This is a genomic window from Bifidobacterium castoris (assembly GCF_003952025.1).
Taxonomy (GTDB): domain Bacteria; phylum Actinomycetota; class Actinomycetes; order Actinomycetales; family Bifidobacteriaceae; genus Bifidobacterium; species Bifidobacterium castoris.
On sequence record NZ_QXGI01000002.1, the window covers coordinates 301541 to 319005 of the forward strand.

The following is a 17465-nucleotide window of genomic DNA, read 5'->3' on the forward strand; positions in this document are numbered from 1 at the left end:
CGGATGCGGATGCCGCCGTCAGCTGATGAGCTTCGTGCTTTCGACCTTGCGCTCATACCACAGGTTGAAGCGGATGAGCCCGCGACGCAGCCCGAAGCCGATGATGAGCAGCGGTACGAGGAAGAGCGCGAGCTTGCCCATCGCGATCCAATAATCGTTCTGATAGATGCCGGCGATTGCGCTGCGCAGCGCGGCCGTCGAATAGGTGACCGGCAGCCACGGGCTGACGTCGCTGAGGAAGTGCGGCAGGATCGCGAGCGGATAGGCGGCGCCCGAGCCGGAGATCTGCATGACGAGGAACAGCACGGCGATCGCCTTGCCGACGTTGCCGAAGCTCGCGATGAGCGTGTACGTGAAGAACGAATAGACGATCGCGCTGAACCAGCCGTCGAGCATGAACAGCCACGGGTGCACGGCCTGCACGCGCAGGAACAGCAGCGTGCCGGCGAGCGAGAACGTCGCCTGCATCAGCACGATGACGCCGAACACGAGGTAATGGCCGAGGAACTGCTGCCACGGCTTCGGATCGCCCAGTTCGAGCTGCCGTTTCCTCGACAGGTTCACCTTGAGCGTCACCGCCGTCAGGATCGCGCCCACCCACAGCGGCAGGAAGGTGTAGAACGGCGTCAACGACGTGCCGAAGTTCTCCACCGGGAACAGCGCCTTCGTCTTGAGCTCGACCGGCGCCGACAATGTGCTTGCGAGCGTCGACGAATTGCCGGAGAGCACCTGTTTGACGGCGCCCATGTCCCCGGTGTCGAGCGCCTTCGTCAGCTGCCCGCTGAAGTCGGCGAGCTTCGTGGCCGCCGCGTCGAGCTCGTCGGCGGCGTCGTCGAGCAGCCCGCGCACTTTGGCGATCTGCTCGTCGGCCGTCGCCGTCGAGCCGTCGAGGTCGCCGAGCGCGTCCTTGAGCGTCGTCACGCTTGTCGCCAGCTGCTCCGAGGCGTTCGTGAACGATGTGTTCATCCGCTCGAGGTCCGGCTTGATCGACGCGTCGAAATCGGTGGAGATGCCGCCGACCGCCGACTTCGCCTGCGCCGCCAGATCCTTGATCGACTGCCGCGTCTCGCCGTTGACCTTCACATGGTCGCTGATGTCGGCTGCCGCCGCGTCGAGCCGCGAGGACAGCTGCGAAAGCGTCGTGGATGCGGCGTCGAGACGGTCGATGAGCGACTGGATGCGTGCGCGCACGGCGCCGTCCTGCGGCAGCGACGACTTGTCGAGCAGATCCTGCAGCCGGTCGCGCGTCGTCGCATAGTCCTTCGCCTCGCCGGCGACGTTCCCCGAGATGTTTGTGATGGAGGCGGCCGCCGCGTTCGCCTGGCCATCGACGCTGTCGAACAATGTGTCGACGCTGCCGGCGAGCGATTCCATGCTCGTCGAGCTCGCATTGAGCGCCTGCTGCAGCGCGTCCGTCGACGTGCCGAGCGCGCCGGAGAGGTCGGCGACCGACTGCTTCGCGTCGGACAGCTCTCCGACGGCGTCCTCGACGCCAGACTTCGTCTGCGCGACGAGGTCCTTCGAACTCGCCATCAATGTCTGCGCGGAACCCGTGAGCTGGCTGTACGAGCGCAGCGTCGTCGCGCTGTCGGCGAGCGTCGTGGACAGGTCGTCGACCGTCGCGTTGAAATTGCTCAGCCGGTCCTTCGCCTCCGGTTTGTCAAGCATGTCGACCATCGACGAGGCGACGTTGAGCGCAGTGTCGGTGATCGTCTTCGCGAACATCTCGTTGATCGACGCCGCGATCGTGTCGGCGCCCTGCCCGGTGACCTTCGGCGCGAGCGCGTTGAGCTTCTCGTTGTCGTAGTAGTCGAGCACCGCGTGGTCCGCGTCGGTCGAGAAGAACGTCAGCATCGTCTTGCTGAAGTCCTTCGGGATGATGACGGCGGCGTAGTATTCGCCGGACTTCGTGCCGTCGATCGCCTCCTGCTTCGTCTTCGTGAAGTTCCAGTCGAGCTGCGTGTTCGCGCGCAGCGTGTTGACGACCTCGTCGCCGATGTTGATGCGCATCGGCAGCAGGTCGCCCTTGTATCCCTCGTCCTCGTTCGCGATCGCGAACTGCAGGTTCTTCGTGTTCGCGAAGGGGTCCCAGCAGGCGGCCACGTTGAACCATGTGAACAGGCCGGGGATGACCGTCAGTCCGATGACGATGATGATCGACGCGATGTTGCTTGTCAGCCGTTTCACGTCATCGACGAAGATCCTGCCTACCATCTTCATGCCGAATGCCTCCCATCATGCTGCCCATGGCGCTGGCGCAGGCCGTGCACGCCCTTCGTCAGCCGCTCGCGCAGCTCGTGCAGATCGAGGTCGAGCGTGTCTTCGAGGTCGCCCATGTCGGCCTCTTCCTCCTCTTCCTCGTCATCGTCGTCATCATCATCGGAGTCGGCGATCGTCTTCGCGGCCTTCGCGTAGGTCTTCGCGAACTTCGGCGCCGACGGCATCGTGATGATGCCGCGGCTGAGCACGAGGTCGCGCAGCGCGTCCTTGTCGAGCGTGCCGAGTTCGGCTTCGCGGCGCAGGCTGTTGCGGATCGATTCGACGACCATCAGGAAGGTGATGATGCACAGGATCCAGACGATCCACGTCGCGAGCGCCACGAGCTTCGTGCCGTTCGTGAACGAGAACGTGACGAACAGCGCGATCGGCACGACGAATCCGGCGATGAGCGCGCCGCGCATCAGCTTCGGGTAGAGGCGTGCGAACTTCGTGGCGCGGGCCTCCACCCGCTTGCGGTAGTCCTCCTGGTTCGCGAGGATGGCAACCGCCTGGCGCAGGCTGAACTTGTGCGTCGGCGTGTAGACGCGTTCGCTGTTGACCATGTCCGCTTCGTTGAGTTCGCGGGAGAACAGATGGTTGAAGTTCGACATGAGCGGGCGCAGCCCCAGCCCGATCGCGAAGGCGAGCGCCATGAACAGCAGGAGCATCAGCATGTCCTTCGCCCAGTGGCCGTCGTAGAAGCCGCCGATCGTCTCGCGGAACGCGCCGATCGAATAGGTGAAGGGGAACAGCGGGTACAGCGCGCGGTAGAAGGCCGGCATCATCTCGATCGGGTACAGGCCGGAGGCGCCGGGGATCTGCACCATGATGAGCGCGACGACGAGCGCCTTGCCGACATGCATGAAGGTCGCGGACAGCGCGTAGGCGATCGAGACGTAGACGATCGACGTGAACCATGCGGTGAAGACGAACAGCGCGGCGCTCTTCATCTGCACGCCGATGACGATGTCGCCGATCGCGACGACGACGCCCTGCAGGCTGGCGATGAGCGCGAGCAGCAGGAAGCGCGCGAGATAGGTCTGCCACATCTTCGGATCGCGGTCCTCGAGCCCTTCGTGATCGACCTCGAGGCGGATGAGCACCATCAGCATGAACGCGCCGACCCATAGCGCCAGGCTGGTGAACAGCGGCGCCATCGCCGAGCCGTAGGTGTCGACCGGGTAGAGCGTGTGCGTCTTGAGCACGGTCGGCGACAGCATGAAGTTCGCGATGCGCGAGACGTCGACGTCGCCGTCGGCGCCGGTGAGCTGTGCGAGCAGATCGGTGTTCGCGAGCGCTCCCAGATCGGTCGACGTCGTGTCGAGGCGGTCGATGAAGGTCTTGAGCAGCCCGTCCGTGCTCGCGAGCGACGAGTCGGCGTCCTCGCTGATCGAGTCGATCTGGTCGAGCACGAGCTTCGCCTGCGCGGACAGCGACGCCTGGCCGTTGAGCGATCCGGCGAGCGCGCCGCTTGTGCCGGCGAGCGAGCTCAGGCCGGCGTTGAGCTGCGGTAGCGCCGATGAGTTGATCGTCGAGCGTGCGCCGGCGAGCGAGTCGATCGTCGATGTCGACGTCGTCGAGAACTGGTTGATCGTGGACAGCGAGTTCGTCGCGGCCTGCTGCGTCGACTGGTTCAGCTCGGTGAGCGACGCGAGCGTCTGCGCGGATTTGCGGTTCTCCTGCTCGAGCAGCGTCACGATTTCGTTGATCTGTTCGGACAGCGGGTTGTCGGGCAGGTTCTTCAGGTCGTCGAGGATCTTCGCCGTGTCCTCGTTTACCGACGTCATGTTGTTGAGGGCGGCTCCGGTCGCGCCGCTCGCCGTGAGGACGCCGTTGGCGATGCGCGTCGCGTCGCTCGACGCGCGGCCGGTCGCCTGCAGCATCAGGTTGCCGCCCTTGTCCAACTGGTTCGACGCGTTCCCGGCGAAGGTGTTGATCGAGCCCTGCGATTTCGTCAGCAGGTCGTTCGCCGTCGTCAGGCCGTCGCTCGCGTTCGTCGACGCCGCCGTGACGTCGTCGAGAGCCTCGCGTGCCGCCGCTGTCTTCGATTTCGTCGTGCCGAGCGTCTCGCGCAGCTGCGCGATCGTCGTGCGCGCGTCCTCGAGCTTGGATTTCGTCTTGTTCAGCTGCGCGGTCGTCTTCGCGACCGTCGTGGTGGAGTCGTCCTTGATCTTCGTGTTCGTCTTGTTGACGATGTCGCCGATGACGCCGCTGACTGTGGAGACGAAGGTGCCGTTGATCTGGCGGTCGACGGTCGTGGCGCCGACGCCGGTGATCTTCGGCGCGACCGGGTTCGCCTTCTCGTTGACGTAGTAGTCGATCTGCGGGCGGTTGGTGGCGTCAGTGAGCACGTTGGCGATCCGGTCGCTGAAATCGGACGGGATGACGATCGCCGCGTAGCATCGAGCGGATTCGACGCATTCCATCGCCTCGGCGCGGCTCATGAAATCCCATCCGAGCTGGTGGTTCTTCTTGAGCGTGTCCTCGATCTGGTCGCCGAGTTCGAGCTTGCCCATCAGGTCGCTGTCGGCGCCCTTGTCCTCGTTGGCGACGGCGACGCGGATGCCGCTCGTGTTGCCGTAGGGGTTCCAGAAGCCGGCGATGTTGAACCATGCGTACAGCGGCGGTATGAAGGTCAGCCCGAAGAGGATGACCCAGGCGGTGGGGACGCGCAGGAGACGCTTGAGGTCCCTTCCGAGAATGAACCATATGTTGCGCATGCGCGGCTCGTGCTCCTCTCGTCGTGTGGCGGATGTGCGGTCGGCGGCCGCCTCCCGGCCGCCCATGCGATACGGCCACGATAAACGATACGGTGTACGTAGCGCTACGCGGTCAGTAGCGGATACGGCGTTTCGCATGGTCGTCGGCGTCCTCGAAGCCATGTGCGGGGCCGCTCCCATTGTGCGGCGGCATGCGATGGCGCTTTTGCCCAAGATGAACGGCGTACGGGTCGGTGGGTGTCCACGGGCGGTCCGAATTGTGAACTTTTTCGGGGAAGTTCGTCCGCGGGTATTGTGCGCGCGGCGCTTTGCCCATATTGTGGGGCAGGCGCCCCGCGATGCGCGCCGGGCGTGGTCCGCGCGTGGTCCGGCGAAGCGGGATCGAACTTGGGATGTATCGATGGATCAAGGACAGGAGACCAGTATGACCCAGCAGATGACGGCGGCGGCGAGCCGCAGGCTTGCGGTGCCCGACCTCATCACGACCGGCGTGTTCACCGCCGTGTATTTCGTGCTCGTGGCGCTGTGCGCGTTGTTCTGCAACATCGTGCTCACCGTCGCCGGCAACATCTTCCTGCCCGCGATCGTCGCGCTGCTCGCCGGACCCGTCTACATGCTGCTTGCCGCCCGTGTGCGCAAATTCGGCGCGATCACCGTCATGGGCGCCGTCCTCGGGCTGTTCCTCGTCGTCTCCGGGCACTTCGTGACCTCGCTCGCCACCGGCATCGTGTTCCCGCTGCTCGCCGACCTCATCGCGAAGGCCGGCGCCTACCGCAACAAGGCGGCGCTGCTCGCCGGCTATGTCGTGTTCTCCTTCGGCTGCGTCGGCCCGATCCTGCCGATGTGGATGATGAAGGACGCCTATGTGGCGAGCCTCGAGCGCAAAGGCAAGGACGCCGCGTACATCGACCTCGTCCTCAGCCATGTCAACGGTGCGACCTTCGGCGCGGCGATGGCCGCGCTCGTCGTCTGCGCGCTCGCCGGCGGCGCCTTCGGGCTGCGGATGATGACGCGGCACTTCGCGAAGGCTGGGGTGCTCGCGTGACGCAGGCCGCCGAACGGCCGGCGGCCGGGGGCGTGGCGCTCGACCCGCGCGTCAAGCTCTCGATGGTCGTCGCCGCCAATGCGCTCATGGTCATGCACGTCGGCCCCGTCGTGCAGGCGGTCGCCGTCATGGTGTTCACGATGCCGCTGTTCATGGCCGGCAAGGCGCGGGCCGGCGCGCGGATGCTCGCATGCTATGCGCTGCTGTGCGCGGTGCAGGCGGTCGCCGCGGCCGGTGTGACGCGGATGCCGTGGCTGCACGTCGTGGGGTTCACGGCGAGCGGCATCGCGATGATGATGCCGTGCCTGGCGGCGGGGGCGTCCGCGTTCGGCACGACGCGCATCGGCGATCTCGTATGCACGATGCGGCGGCTGCATATGCCGGACGCCATCGTCATCCCGGTCGTCGTCGCGATGCGGTTCTTTCCGACGATCCGGCACGACTGCCGCATGATCCGGCGCAGCATGCGGCTGCGCGGCCACTCGATGCTGCGCCATCCGCTGCGGTCGTTCGAATACGTCATCGTGCCGCTGCTGATGAACGCGACGCGCGTCGCCGACGATCTGACGGTCGCGGGGCTGACGAAAGGGCTCGGCTCGCATGCGCGGCCGACGAGCCTGAACGAGCCTCGCATGCGAGCCGCCGATTGGGCCGTGCTCGCCGCGGTCGTCGCGCTGCCGGTCGCCGGCGCCATGCTCGGATGACGAAAGGGCGGGGGAGGCCATGAACGGTCAGGATACGGCGATGTGCATGCTGCGCGCGTGCACCTTCACCTACGCGCTCGCCGATGCGGCCGCCGTGCGCGACGTGGGGCTGCAGGCGGCGCGCGGCGAGTTCGTCGTACTCGCCGGCCGCAGCGGCTGCGGCAAGACGACGCTGACGCGGCTGCTCAACGGACTGGCGCCGGGACACGTCGCCGGCACGCTCGCCGGCGAGGCGCGCACAGCCGGCCTCGCCGCCGGGCAGGCGTCCGTCGGCGACTACGCGCGCGTCGTCGGCAGCGTGTTCCAGAATCCGAAAACCCAGTACTTTCAGGGGAACTCGACCGACGAACTCGCATTCGCCTGCGAGAACGCCGGCATGCCGAGCGGCGAGATCCGCGCACGCATCGCGCGCGCGGCGCGGCGCTTCGGCATCGAGGCGTTGCTCGACCGATCCATCATCGAACTGTCCGGAGGGCAGCAGCAGCGGCTCGCCGTGGCCGCCGCGACGATGCTCGACCCCGCCGTGCTCGTGCTCGACGAGCCGACGGGCAATCTCGACGCCGACGCGATGCGCGCATTGCACGACATGCTCGCGCGGCTCAAGAAGGACGGCGTGACGATCGTGGCGGCCGAACACCGGCTCGCCTGGTGCGCCGACCTCGCCGACCGCTACGTCGTGCTCGAGAGCGGCGCCGTCGTCGGCGACTACGACGCGCAGTCGTTCCTGCAGCTCCCCGCCGAACGGTTGCGCTCGTGGGGGCTGCGCGCGCTCGACATGGGCGGCGCCCGCGCGCGGGTGCGCGAGAAGATCGACGAGAGCCGCCGGCGATCCGCCGGCCCCCGCGACGGCGCGCCGGTGCTCAGGACGCGCGGCCTGCGCGTCGGATACCGGCGGCCGTCGCTGTTCGGCGCGAAGACGCCGGACTTCGCGCGCGACGTGCCGGACCTCGAATTCCACGCCGGCAGAATCGTCGGTCTCATGGGGCGCAACGGCGCCGGCAAAAGCACGTTCGCGCGCACGGTCTGCGGGCTGCAGCGGCCGCTCGGCGGCGCCGTCGAACTCGACGGGAAGGCGGCGAACGGCAAGGCGCTCACGCGCGCCGCGGCCATGGTCATGCAGGACGTGCACTACCAGCTGTTCGCGGACAGTGTGCGCGGCGAGCTCATGCTCGACGCGACGGGCGCCGGCGAGGCCGATCCGCAGCGGCTGCGGATGCGATGCGACATGATCCTCGGGGAGCTCGGATTGCTCGACGTCGCCGACCGCCATCCGATGAACCTGTCCGGAGGCCAACGGCAGCGGCTCGCGATCGGCACCGCGCTGATGGCGGACAAGCGTTTCGTCGTGCTCGACGAGCCGACGAGCGGTCTCGACCTGCATCACATGATGCGAGTCGGCGCGCTGCTGCGTGCGCTCGCCGACCGCGGCGTCGCCGTCATCGTCATCACGCATGACGACGAGCTCGCCGCGACATGGTGCGACGAGCTCGTCATGTTCGAATGAATGGCGCGGTCCGACTCACAGGGCGAGCAGGTCGCCGTACTGCAGGAAGTACTGGCTCTCCTTCTCGGCGCCGGAATCACCGGATGCGTCCGAGCCTTCCGGATCCTTCGAATCGTCGGGCTGCTGCGCGTCCCCGGAACGGTCGGGGGCGTCTCCTTCGGCGCGCTGCCAGCGGTCGCCGCGACGTCCGCCGCCGAAGTCCTGCATGTCCATGTCGCTCAAGTCGCCGCGGCCGTCTTCGGGCATCAGCTGCTCGAGCTGCTCGTCGGTGCTGTATGCGAACGGCGCCGTATGGCGCGTGCGTCCGGAGTCGTTGAGCGCATTCGCGATCGCGCTTCCGGCGACGCCGGCGCCGAGGCCGCACGCGAGGCTGATGCCGACGACGAAGGCCGTCATCTTGCCGCTCAGCTTGTCGTGGACGCGCGCGGTCGCGCCGGTCGGAGCCGGCATCGGGTTCGCTGTATACATCGGAGTGTGCGGACGGCGCGCGAAGTCGTAGTCGTACGCTTTCGTCGAATCGGGCTGCTGCGGAGAGCCGGCGACCGGCTGCTGCGCTACCGTCGGCGTCTCGTCCGCGTTCGTCGCGGCGGCGTGGATGTCGTGATCGTGGTTCGTCATGATGTTCCTCTGCTTGATCGATGCGCGTCCTGCGCGACGCGTGAATCTGCTAATGGAACCATTTCAGTCGACGGTCATTGGACCCGGCTTGGCATCCGGTTGCAATCGGCTTCACAATCGCTGAAAATCCTCTGAAAACACCGTTTCTTCACAATCGCGGCACCTATGGATGCGCCTCGGTCGGCGATCTGCGCGCCCAGAGCCGTGCGATCGCGTCGGCGTCACGGGTCGATCGATCGCGGCGCGGCGAAGCGGGCCTTGCCGCCGCGCTCGAGCCATTCGACTGTTGGACGGTGCGCGGTGGACGAACGCGCGCCGCCTTCGGATAGCGCGTGCGCATGCGCCCATCTGCTGTGCGCATATCTCGATGGTTCCCGGGAACTATCGAGATATGCCCGGGTGTCCGGCGCCGGATGGGGCACGATGCGCGTTGGTGTGCGGGTCTTGTGCAAGAGTGTGCTGTTGGGCCGGGGCTATGGTTGATGCTGTGCGGTTATGCATCATGGGGCCGCCGGTCGGATCGCGGTTTGGGCGCATGATTCGGTAGTTTGAGGAAAACAGCGAGCTATGCGGCGGTGGGGATGGCGGAGACAGGGGACGGCGCTCGCCGGATATCGTAAAGGCCCTGAACCCTTGGGATCTCAAGGGTTCAGGGCCTTTCGCCGGTGCCCCCCCAGGGATTCGAACCCTGAACCCACGACTTAAAAGGACGCTGCTCTAACCGTTGAGCTAGAGGGGCAACAACGTGCAATTATACATTGCCGGATTGATTTCGCAAATCGTTGTGCTGGTCCGCCGGCGCGCTAACGTGGTCATCATGTCTTGCACCACATTGTTAGTCGGAAAATCAGCCAGCATCGACGGCTCCACGATCATCGCGCGCAACGACGACTCGGGCAGCGGCGCCTACGATCCGAAGCGCTTCGTCGTCGTGGCCCCCGAGGACCAGCCGCGGCGGTACTCGAACGTGGCCGGGACCTTCCGCATCGAGCTGCCCGACGACCCGTGCCGCTACAGCATCGTGCCGAACGTGCGCGACAACCGCGGCATCCTCGCCGAGGCCGGCGTCAACGAGCACAACGTGGCGATGAGCGCGACGGAGACGATCAGCGTCAACCCGCGCGTCCTCGCCGCCGACCCCTATGTCAAGGCGGACAAGGACGGCGTCGGCGAACAGGTCAGCGGATTCGGCGAGGAGGACGTCATCACGCTTGTATTGCCGTACGTCACGACGGCGCGCGAGGGCGTCGAACGGCTCGGCGCGCTGCTCGAGGCCTACGGCACCTACGAGTCGAACGGCATCATCATCAGCGACGTGGACGAGATCTGGTACGTCGAGACGATCGGCGGCCACCATTGGATCGCGCGCCGCGTGCCCGACGACTGCTACGCGGCGGTACCGAACCAGCTCGGCATCGACGCCCTCGACTTCGACGACGCGTTGAGCGAACGGCGCAACAACATGTGCAGCGCCGATCTGCGCGAGTTCATCGACGCCCACCATCTCAACCGCGCGATGGCGTCCGAGAACAACAGCCCCGCGCATTTCGACACGCGAGGCGCCTTCGGCACGGCCACGTCGAAGGACGCGATCTACAACACGCCGCGCGCGTGGTACATGCAGCGCCGCCTCAACCCGTCGCATGATTGGGACGGCCCGGACGCCGAATACCGGCCGGACTCGCAGGACCTGCCGTGGTGCCGCGAACCGGAGCGCAAGGTGAGCGTCGAGGATGTGGCCTTCCTGATGGGCTCTCATTTCGACGGCACACCCTACGACCCTTACGGCACGACCGGCACGGCGGAAAGCCGCCACCGCTACCGCCCGATCGGCGTCAACCGCACCGGCCACATGGTGTGCATGCAGATCCGCCCCTACGTGCCCGAGGCGAACCGCGCGCTCATGTGGATCTCCTACGGCTGCGGCACGTTCACGGCGCCGGCGCCGTTCTACGCGAACGTGCTCGATACGCCGCCGTTCCTGCGCGACACCGAGCCGGTGCACGCGTCGACCGATTCGCTGTACTGGATGAACCGCCTCATCGCCGTCATCGCCGACGCCCACTGGTACGACACGAACGGCGAGATCGAACAGTACATCGAGGACGTGCTGTCCTACGGCCTCAACCTCGTCGAGCACACCGACGCCTCGCTCGCCGAGGACGCGGACGCGCTCGCCGACGACGGCGCCGACGGACGACGCGCGGCCGTGCGGCTCGCGCTCGCCGACGCGAACGGGGCGATGGCGACGTGGCTGCGCGGACGCACGCAGACGCTGCTCGACCAGGTGCTGTACACGTCAAGCAACCTGATGCACAACGCGTTCAGGATGTCGGATCACTGGATGCAGTGACCGCGCCGTCGGCGCCGTCGTCCTCGGATTCCTCGGATGTCGGCGCCGATTGCGGTTCGTCCTTCGCGGCGCGCTCGCGTTCCTTGCGCGCCTTCTCGCCTTCGAAGCGCAGCGCCGGCTTCGCCTCCATGCGTGACAGGCCGTTCCACGCGAGGTTCACGATGAGCGCGGCGAGCTGCTCCTTGCTGAGCTTGCGCTGGTCGGCCCAGTACTGGCCGGTGTACACGGTCATGCCCACGAGCATCTGCGCATAGTACGGCGCGTGCTTCGCCGGCAGCTTTTGCCGCTTGAACCATTCCTCGAGGATCTCGCCGACGCGCGTGGAGACGTCGCCGAGCAGCGACGAGAACGAACTCGTCGGATCGGTCGTCGGCGAATCGCGCACAAGCACCTGGAAGCCTTCCGCGTTCTCCTCGATGTAGGTGAGCAGCGCGAGCGTCGTGCGTTCGACGATCTGGCGCGGATGGACGTTCTCGCCCGACAGCGCCTGGAACAGCGCGTCGTTGAGCGCGCGCATCTCGCGGTCGACGACGACGGCGTACAGTCCCTCCTTGCCACCGAAATGCTCATAGACGATCGGTTTGCTTACCTTGGCGGTCGCGGCGATCTCCTCGACGCTGACCGCTTCGAAACCCTTGGACGCGAACAGCGAACGGCCGATGCGGATGAGCTGTTCGCGGCGCTGATACGACGACATTCTGGAAGCGTTTGCCATACCGCGTATTCTTTCACGTCCTCTTGATTGGCCGTGTCCGTTGAGTTTTTTAGGCTGAGGCTATGGATACGAACACCGTGTACGGCATCATCGCCGTCGTGGTCATCGCCGTGCTGTTCATCGTGGGCGGCATCTGGGCCGATCGGTCACGCAAGAAGAGAATCAACAAGGCGCAGGAGGAAGCCAAGGCGAAGGCCGACGCACGCCTCGCCGCCGAACGCGAGCGGGCGCGCAAGGCCGCCGTCGAGGCGCCGGCCAAGCAGGCCGCGAAACCCGAGCATCCGCAGCCGAAGAAGGTCCCCGAGCCTGAGGAATCCACTGAAGAGGCGGCTGGGGAATCCGCCAAGTCGGCCGTTGAGGGATTGCACGAGACGGCCGTCGAGGAGACGGTTGAATCGGGGCCGGCCACTGAGGAAACGGTCGCCGAGGAGCTGGCCATCGAAGCCGAAGAGGAGACGGCCGAGGAAGAGGAGGCCGAACCCGCCGTCGTCGACGAGACGATCGTCGAGGAGGTTCCGGCGCCCCCCGAGGAGCAGCCGGAGAAGCCGGTCGGCAAGAAGGGACGCCTGCAGCGGCTGCGCGAACGGCTCTCCAAGTCGAGCAACCCCTTCGGCAAGGCGCTGTTCAACATCCTCGCGAAGGACCATCTGTCCGAGACGGATTGGGAGGACGTCGAGGACACGCTGCTGCTCGCCGACGTCGGCGCCGAGGCGAGCGAGGAGCTCGTCGAACAGCTGCGCCGCGACGTGCGCGTGACCGGCGAGACCGACCCGACGCAGCTGCGTGAGGCGCTGCGCGCCGAACTGCTCAACCTTGTCGGCACCGACGTCGACCGCCGCCTCGAGGCGGAGAAGCCCGTCGCGAGCACGCCGAGCGTCATCATCATGGTCGGCGTCAACGGCACCGGCAAGACGACGACGACCGGCAAGCTCGCGCGTCTGTTCGTCTCCGAGGACAGGAAGGTCATGCTCGGCGCCGCGGACACGTTCCGCGCGGCCGCCGCGGACCAGCTCGAGACCTGGGGTGCGAAGGTCGGCGTGCCGGTCGTGCGTTCGGACAAGGACGGCGCGGACCCGGCGTCGGTTGCCTTCGAGGCTTCGGCGAAGGCGAAGGAGACCGGCATGGACGTGCTCATCATCGACACGGCCGGCCGTCTGCAGAACAAGGCGAACCTGATGGACGAGCTCGGCAAGATCCGCCGCGTCACAGAGAAGAACCTGCCGGTGGCCGAGGTGCTGCTCGTGCTCGACGCGACGACCGGGCAGAACGGCATGACGCAGGCGAAGGTGTTCGCCGAGGCGATCGGCATCACCGGCGTCGTGCTCACGAAGCTCGACGGCTCGGCGAAGGGCGGCATCGTCATCTCGGTGCAGAAGGAGCTCGGCGTGCCGGTCAAGCTCGTCGGCGTCGGCGAAGGGCCGGACGACCTCGCGCCCTTCGACCCGGAATCCTTCGTCGACGGCATCCTCGGCGAATAGCCGGCGCACGCGTTCGACGACGGCGAAACGGGGCATGAACCGTACGGTTCATGCCCCGTTTCGCCGTCCTACGGCGTTTTACACTTTCGTAACGCGGCGAAACATGCTCAACATCCGCGGGGCGTTCCATATGGCGTGTGAGCTCCGCAAGGGGCTGCAACGCAAGAGAGTCGGCCGCCGGTTGCATCGGCGGACAAGGCAAGACAATACACATGAGAGGGAGGTGGCCGTATGGGACAGCTTGATTCCGGTAATGCCGCGTGGATATTGACGAGCGCGTGCTTGGTGTTCCTTATGACACCCGGTGTTGCATTCTTCTACGGCGGCATGGTCCGCGCCAAGGCCGTACTGAACATGATGATGATGGAGGCGGCGGCGCTGTCCGTCACGATCATCATCTGGGGCCTGTGGGGCTGGTCGATCGCCTACGCCGGCCATTCGATCGGCGGCGTCTTCGGCGATCCGGCGACCGGTTTCCTGCTGCGTGACACGATGGTCGCGCAGGACGGCGTCTTCACGTCGGCGAGCATGAACTCGAACAACTATCCGGCTTCCGTCGACGTCGGCTTCCAGGCCGCCTTCGCGATGATCACCGTCGCGCTCATCTGCGGCGCGATCGCCGAACGCGTCAAGTACAGCACATGGATGATCTTCGTCGCGCTGTGGGTCACCTTCGACTACGCGCCGATGGCGCACATGGTCTGGAACGGCGGCCTGCTGTCCGCCGACGGCCCGATCTCTCAGGCGATCGGCGCGGCCGCGCACGACTTCGCGGGCGGCACCGTCGTCCACATCAACGCCGCCGTCGCGGCGCTGATCATCGTGCTGATCATCGGCAAGCGCAAGGGCTTCGGCACCGAGCCGATGCGCCCGCACAACGTCCCCTTCGTCATGCTCGGCGCATTCCTGCTGTGGTTCGGCTGGTTCGGTTTCAACGCCGGCTCCGCCTTCGCCGCGAACGGCACCGCCGGCTACGCCTGGGTCTCCACGTCGCTCGCCGCCGGCGCCGCGATGCTGGGCTGGGGCTTCACCGAGAAGATCCGCACCGGCCACTATACGGCGATCGGCGCCGCCTCGGGCATCGTCGCCGGCCTCGTCGCGATCACGCCGGCCGCCGACGTCGTCTCCCCGATCTGGTCCATCGTGCTCGGCGCGATCGCCGGCATCGTGACCTGCTTCGCCTGCTCGCTCAAGTACAAGCTCGGCTATGACGATTCGCTCGACGTCGTCGGCGTCCACGGCGTCGGCGGCCTCATCGGCACCGTCGCGCTCGGCTTCTTCATGCAGGACACCGGCCTGTTCTGCGGCGGCGACTGGCGTCAGCTCGTCGTGCAGATCGTCATCGCCCTCGTCGCGATGGCCTTCTCCGCCGTCATCACCACGATCATCGCCTTCGGCCTAGAGAAGACCGTCGGCTGGCGCGTGACCCAGGCCCAGGAGATCGGCGGCATCGATCTGGCCGATCAGGGCGAACGCGCATACGATTTCGCTGGCACCGCCAGCTCCGTCATCAAGGAGATGTGAGTCATGAAGCTCATCACCGCAATCATCCAGCCGTTCAAGCTCGACGACGTCAAGGAGGCCCTCGCGGCCGCCGGCGTCCACGGCCTCACCGTCTCCGAGGCGAACGGCTACGGCCGCCAGCGCGGACACACAGAGATCTACCGCGGCGCCGAATACACGGTCGACCTGATCCCGAAGATCCGCGTCGAGGTCCTGTGCGACGACGCCGACGCCGAAACGCTCGTCGACGTCATCATCAAATCCGCCGGATCCGGCACGATCGGCGACGGCAAGGTCTGGGTCGCCCCGCTTGACATGGTCGCCCGCGTGCGCACCGGCGAAACGGGATCCGCGGCCATCTGAACCCGACGACGAACCATGTGACACCCAAGGGACGGCCTCCGCTGCACGACGTGCGCGGAGGCCGTCCCCGTATCGCAACATCCGCAGTCCCACGGCGACTGCACAACGCAGCCAGGAGGAATCGACGATGACGACGGCGGTCGACGGTCTCAAGGAACGGATGCTCGCGCTGAGCGCGCCCGACGGGGACGGCGTGCTGCGCGGCGGCGCGGGCAAACGTGTGGAGCGCACGGCGCTCGCGATGGACGCGCTCGCGCGGCTGTGGGACGAGGCGTGCGCGGCGGTGCCCTTCGACGTGCCGTCCCACGGCATCGGACTCGCGGCGGTCGGCTCGCTCGCGCGCGGCCAGCTCGGACCGTGCTCCGACCTCGACCTCGTGCTCATCCACGACGGCCGGGCGCTCACCGGCGCGCGGCTCAACGAATTCGCGAACAGGCTGTGGTATCCGCTGTGGGACGCCGGCCTCGACCTCGACCACTCGGTGCGCACACGCGCGCAATGCGAATCGGTGACCGACGCCGACCTGCCGGCGGCGATGGGCTGGCTCGACGTGCGGCCGGTCGCCGGCGACGCCGCGCTGATCGGCGGCACCGCCGTCTCGATCCTCGAAAGGTGGCGCAAGGCCGCGCGCAAACGGCTGCCGGAGCTGCTCGATTCGGCGAAGGCGCGCCTCGAGCGTTTCGGCCGCATGCCCTACGTCAACCAACCCGACGTCAAGGAGTCGCGCGGCGGCCTACGCGACGTCGTGCTCACGGCCGCGCTGTCCGCGTCGTGGCTCGCCGACCGTCCGCACGGCCGCTACGACGCAGCCGTCGAACGGCTGCTCGACGTGCGCGACTGCATCCATCTGGCCGCGCATAGGGACACGAATCTGCTGCTCGCGCCGTATCAGGCGCCTGTCGCGGCGATGCTCGGCCTCGCCGACCCGACGCTGCCCGAGGACGAGCGCGCGGCGAACTCGATCGACGACCTGCTCACATTGCTCGCCCGGCTCGGCCGTGCGATCGCGTTCTCGCTCGACGCGACGGCCGCGCGCGCCGAGCATACGCTCGTCCATGAGCAGCCGCGGTTCTCGTTCTTCCAGATCATGCATCCGCGCGCCGGCGGCAAGCGCGAGGCGCCGAAGTTCGAGCTGCTCGCGCCCGGCGTCGCGTTGCACGAGCAGGAGGTCGTGCTCGCGCCCGGCGTCGACGCGTCGAAGGACGGCGGACTGCCGCTGCGGGTGGCCGCGGCCGCCGCCGAACGGGGACTGCCGATCAACACGTCGACGCTTGCGAACCTCGCGAAGTCGCCCATCCGCTACACCGACTGGGACGACGGCTCGCGCGCCGACTTCATCCGCCTGCTCGCGAGCGGCGACCGTCTGCTCGGCGTCTGGGAGGAGATCGACTTCGTCGGCATCCCGAACCGCTGGATGCCCGAATGGGCGGCGATCCGCAACCGGCCGAGCGCGTCGGCGGCGCACCGGTACACGATCGACCGCCATATGATCGCCGTGACGTCGCAGCTCGAACGCGGCTCGTACGACGACGGCCACTATGCGGCGCTGCTGCTCGCCGGGCTGCTGCACGACATCGGCAAGCGGCCGCGCGTCGCCGATCACGCCCGCGAAGGCGGGCGGCATGCGCGCGCCGTGCTCGAACGGATGGGCTTCGCCGGGCCGATCGTGCATATGGCGACGCTGCTCGTGCGTGAGCATCTGAGTCTGTCCGAGTTCTCGACCTCGCGCAACCCCAATGATCCGAAGGCCGGCGAGGAGCTCGCGGCGCGCGTGGAGGGCGATCCGACGCTGCTCGACATGCTGTTCGACCTGACGAAGGCAGACATGTCGTCACTCGGGGCGACCTCCGGCGAGCGGATCTCCGGGCAGGTCGGATGGAGCCGATGGAGCGCGCAGCTCGTCACGGCGATGGCGGCGAACGCGCATGCGGCGATCGTCGGGCGCGGCTGAACGGGTTGGACGGTCCGTGGCTGCCTGCGGGGAAAAGGCAATGCATAGCACAGATCGTTGGCGTCTGCAAATCGAAAGAGCGTGCATCAAAAGGTGATCGCGCTCGTATCCCCAAGTTATCCACAGACTTATCCACCGAATGTGGATAATCGGAACGATAATCCACCGCAATCCACATGGTTATCCCCAAAATGTGGATAAGTGGGGGTGCGCCGTGAAGAAGTTGTCCACAATGTCGTTCCTCGCGAGTCG

12 protein-coding genes and 1 tRNA gene are annotated in these 17465 nt (G+C 66.9%); 8 read left to right on the forward strand and 5 right to left on the reverse strand.

Annotated features, from left to right (window positions below):
• Nucleotides 1-18: 18 nt before the first annotated feature.
• Nucleotides 19-2220, reverse strand: a complete 2202-nt coding sequence (locus tag D2E22_RS03465; protein WP_126031728.1) for a YhgE/Pip domain-containing protein — start codon at nucleotides 2218-2220, stop codon at nucleotides 19-21.
• A complete protein-coding gene (locus D2E22_RS03470; protein ID WP_126031729.1) occupies nucleotides 2217-4979 on the reverse strand; it encodes a YhgE/Pip domain-containing protein in 2763 nt (920 codons plus the stop codon). The genes D2E22_RS03465 and D2E22_RS03470 overlap by 4 nt, the downstream gene beginning before the upstream one ends.
• A gap of 424 nt (nucleotides 4980-5403) precedes the next feature.
• Here D2E22_RS03470 and D2E22_RS03475 point away from each other — a divergent pair, with 424 nt between their 5' ends.
• Genes D2E22_RS03475 through D2E22_RS03485 form a run of 3 tightly spaced genes read left to right on the forward strand, consistent with a single transcriptional unit; the run spans nucleotide 5404 to nucleotide 8232 of the window.
• Entirely contained in the window at nucleotides 5404-6024 is a 621-nt protein-coding gene (locus D2E22_RS03475; protein ID WP_126031730.1) for an MptD family putative ECF transporter S component, read from the forward strand.
• Entirely contained in the window at nucleotides 6021-6728 is a 708-nt protein-coding gene (locus D2E22_RS03480) for an energy-coupling factor transporter transmembrane component T family protein (protein WP_241218158.1), read from the forward strand. The genes D2E22_RS03475 and D2E22_RS03480 overlap by 4 nt, the downstream gene beginning before the upstream one ends.
• Nucleotides 6729-6747: 19 nt before the next feature.
• Nucleotides 6748-8232: an ABC transporter ATP-binding protein gene (locus D2E22_RS03485; RefSeq protein WP_126031731.1), complete on the forward strand. Its 1485-nt coding sequence runs from the start codon at nucleotides 6748-6750 to the stop codon at nucleotides 8230-8232.
• 15 nt (nucleotides 8233-8247) lie between these two features.
• Here D2E22_RS03485 and D2E22_RS03490 read toward each other — a convergent pair whose 3' ends face one another.
• Both D2E22_RS03490 and D2E22_RS03495 read right to left on the reverse strand, forming a co-directional pair.
• The gene (locus D2E22_RS03490; RefSeq protein WP_126031732.1) at nucleotides 8248-8850 is read right to left on the reverse strand and encodes a hypothetical protein; all 603 of its coding nucleotides are present in this window, start codon (nucleotides 8848-8850) and stop codon (nucleotides 8248-8250) included.
• A gap of 666 nt (nucleotides 8851-9516) precedes the next feature.
• Nucleotides 9517-9589 (reverse strand) — tRNA-Lys (locus D2E22_RS03495).
• Nucleotides 9590-9667: 78 nt separating this feature from the next.
• Between D2E22_RS03495 and D2E22_RS03500 the strand changes: the two genes are divergently transcribed.
• Nucleotides 9668-11203, forward strand: coding sequence for a C69 family dipeptidase (locus D2E22_RS03500; RefSeq protein ID WP_126031733.1), 1536 nt, complete (start codon nucleotides 9668-9670; stop codon nucleotides 11201-11203).
• Here D2E22_RS03500 and D2E22_RS03505 read toward each other — a convergent pair.
• Entirely contained in the window at nucleotides 11175-11900 is a 726-nt protein-coding gene (locus D2E22_RS03505; RefSeq protein ID WP_164518409.1) for a TetR/AcrR family transcriptional regulator, read from the reverse strand. The two genes, D2E22_RS03500 and D2E22_RS03505, sit on opposite strands and share 29 nt — an antisense overlap.
• Before the next feature lie 80 nt (nucleotides 11901-11980).
• Here D2E22_RS03505 and ftsY point away from each other — a divergent pair, with 80 nt between their 5' ends.
• The 4 genes from ftsY to D2E22_RS03525 all read left to right on the forward strand — a co-directional run bounded on the left by ftsY (nucleotide 11981) and on the right by D2E22_RS03525 (nucleotide 17213).
• Nucleotides 11981-13396 (forward strand): signal recognition particle-docking protein FtsY, encoded by a 1416-nt coding sequence (ftsY, locus tag D2E22_RS03510; protein WP_126031735.1) that lies wholly within the window; start codon nucleotides 11981-11983, stop codon nucleotides 13394-13396.
• Between the two features lie 231 nt (nucleotides 13397-13627).
• On the forward strand, nucleotides 13628-14920 hold the full coding sequence (locus D2E22_RS03515; RefSeq protein ID WP_126031736.1) for an ammonium transporter: 1293 nt from the start codon (nucleotides 13628-13630) through the stop codon (nucleotides 14918-14920).
• Nucleotides 14921-14923: 3 nt separating this feature from the next.
• Nucleotides 14924-15262, forward strand: coding sequence for a P-II family nitrogen regulator (locus tag D2E22_RS03520; RefSeq protein ID WP_095614734.1), 339 nt, complete (start codon nucleotides 14924-14926; stop codon nucleotides 15260-15262).
• 127 nt (nucleotides 15263-15389) lie between these two features.
• Nucleotides 15390-17213, forward strand: a complete 1824-nt coding sequence (locus D2E22_RS03525; protein WP_126031737.1) for a [protein-PII] uridylyltransferase family protein — start codon at nucleotides 15390-15392, stop codon at nucleotides 17211-17213.
• The last annotated feature ends 252 nt before the right edge of the window (nucleotides 17214-17465 follow it).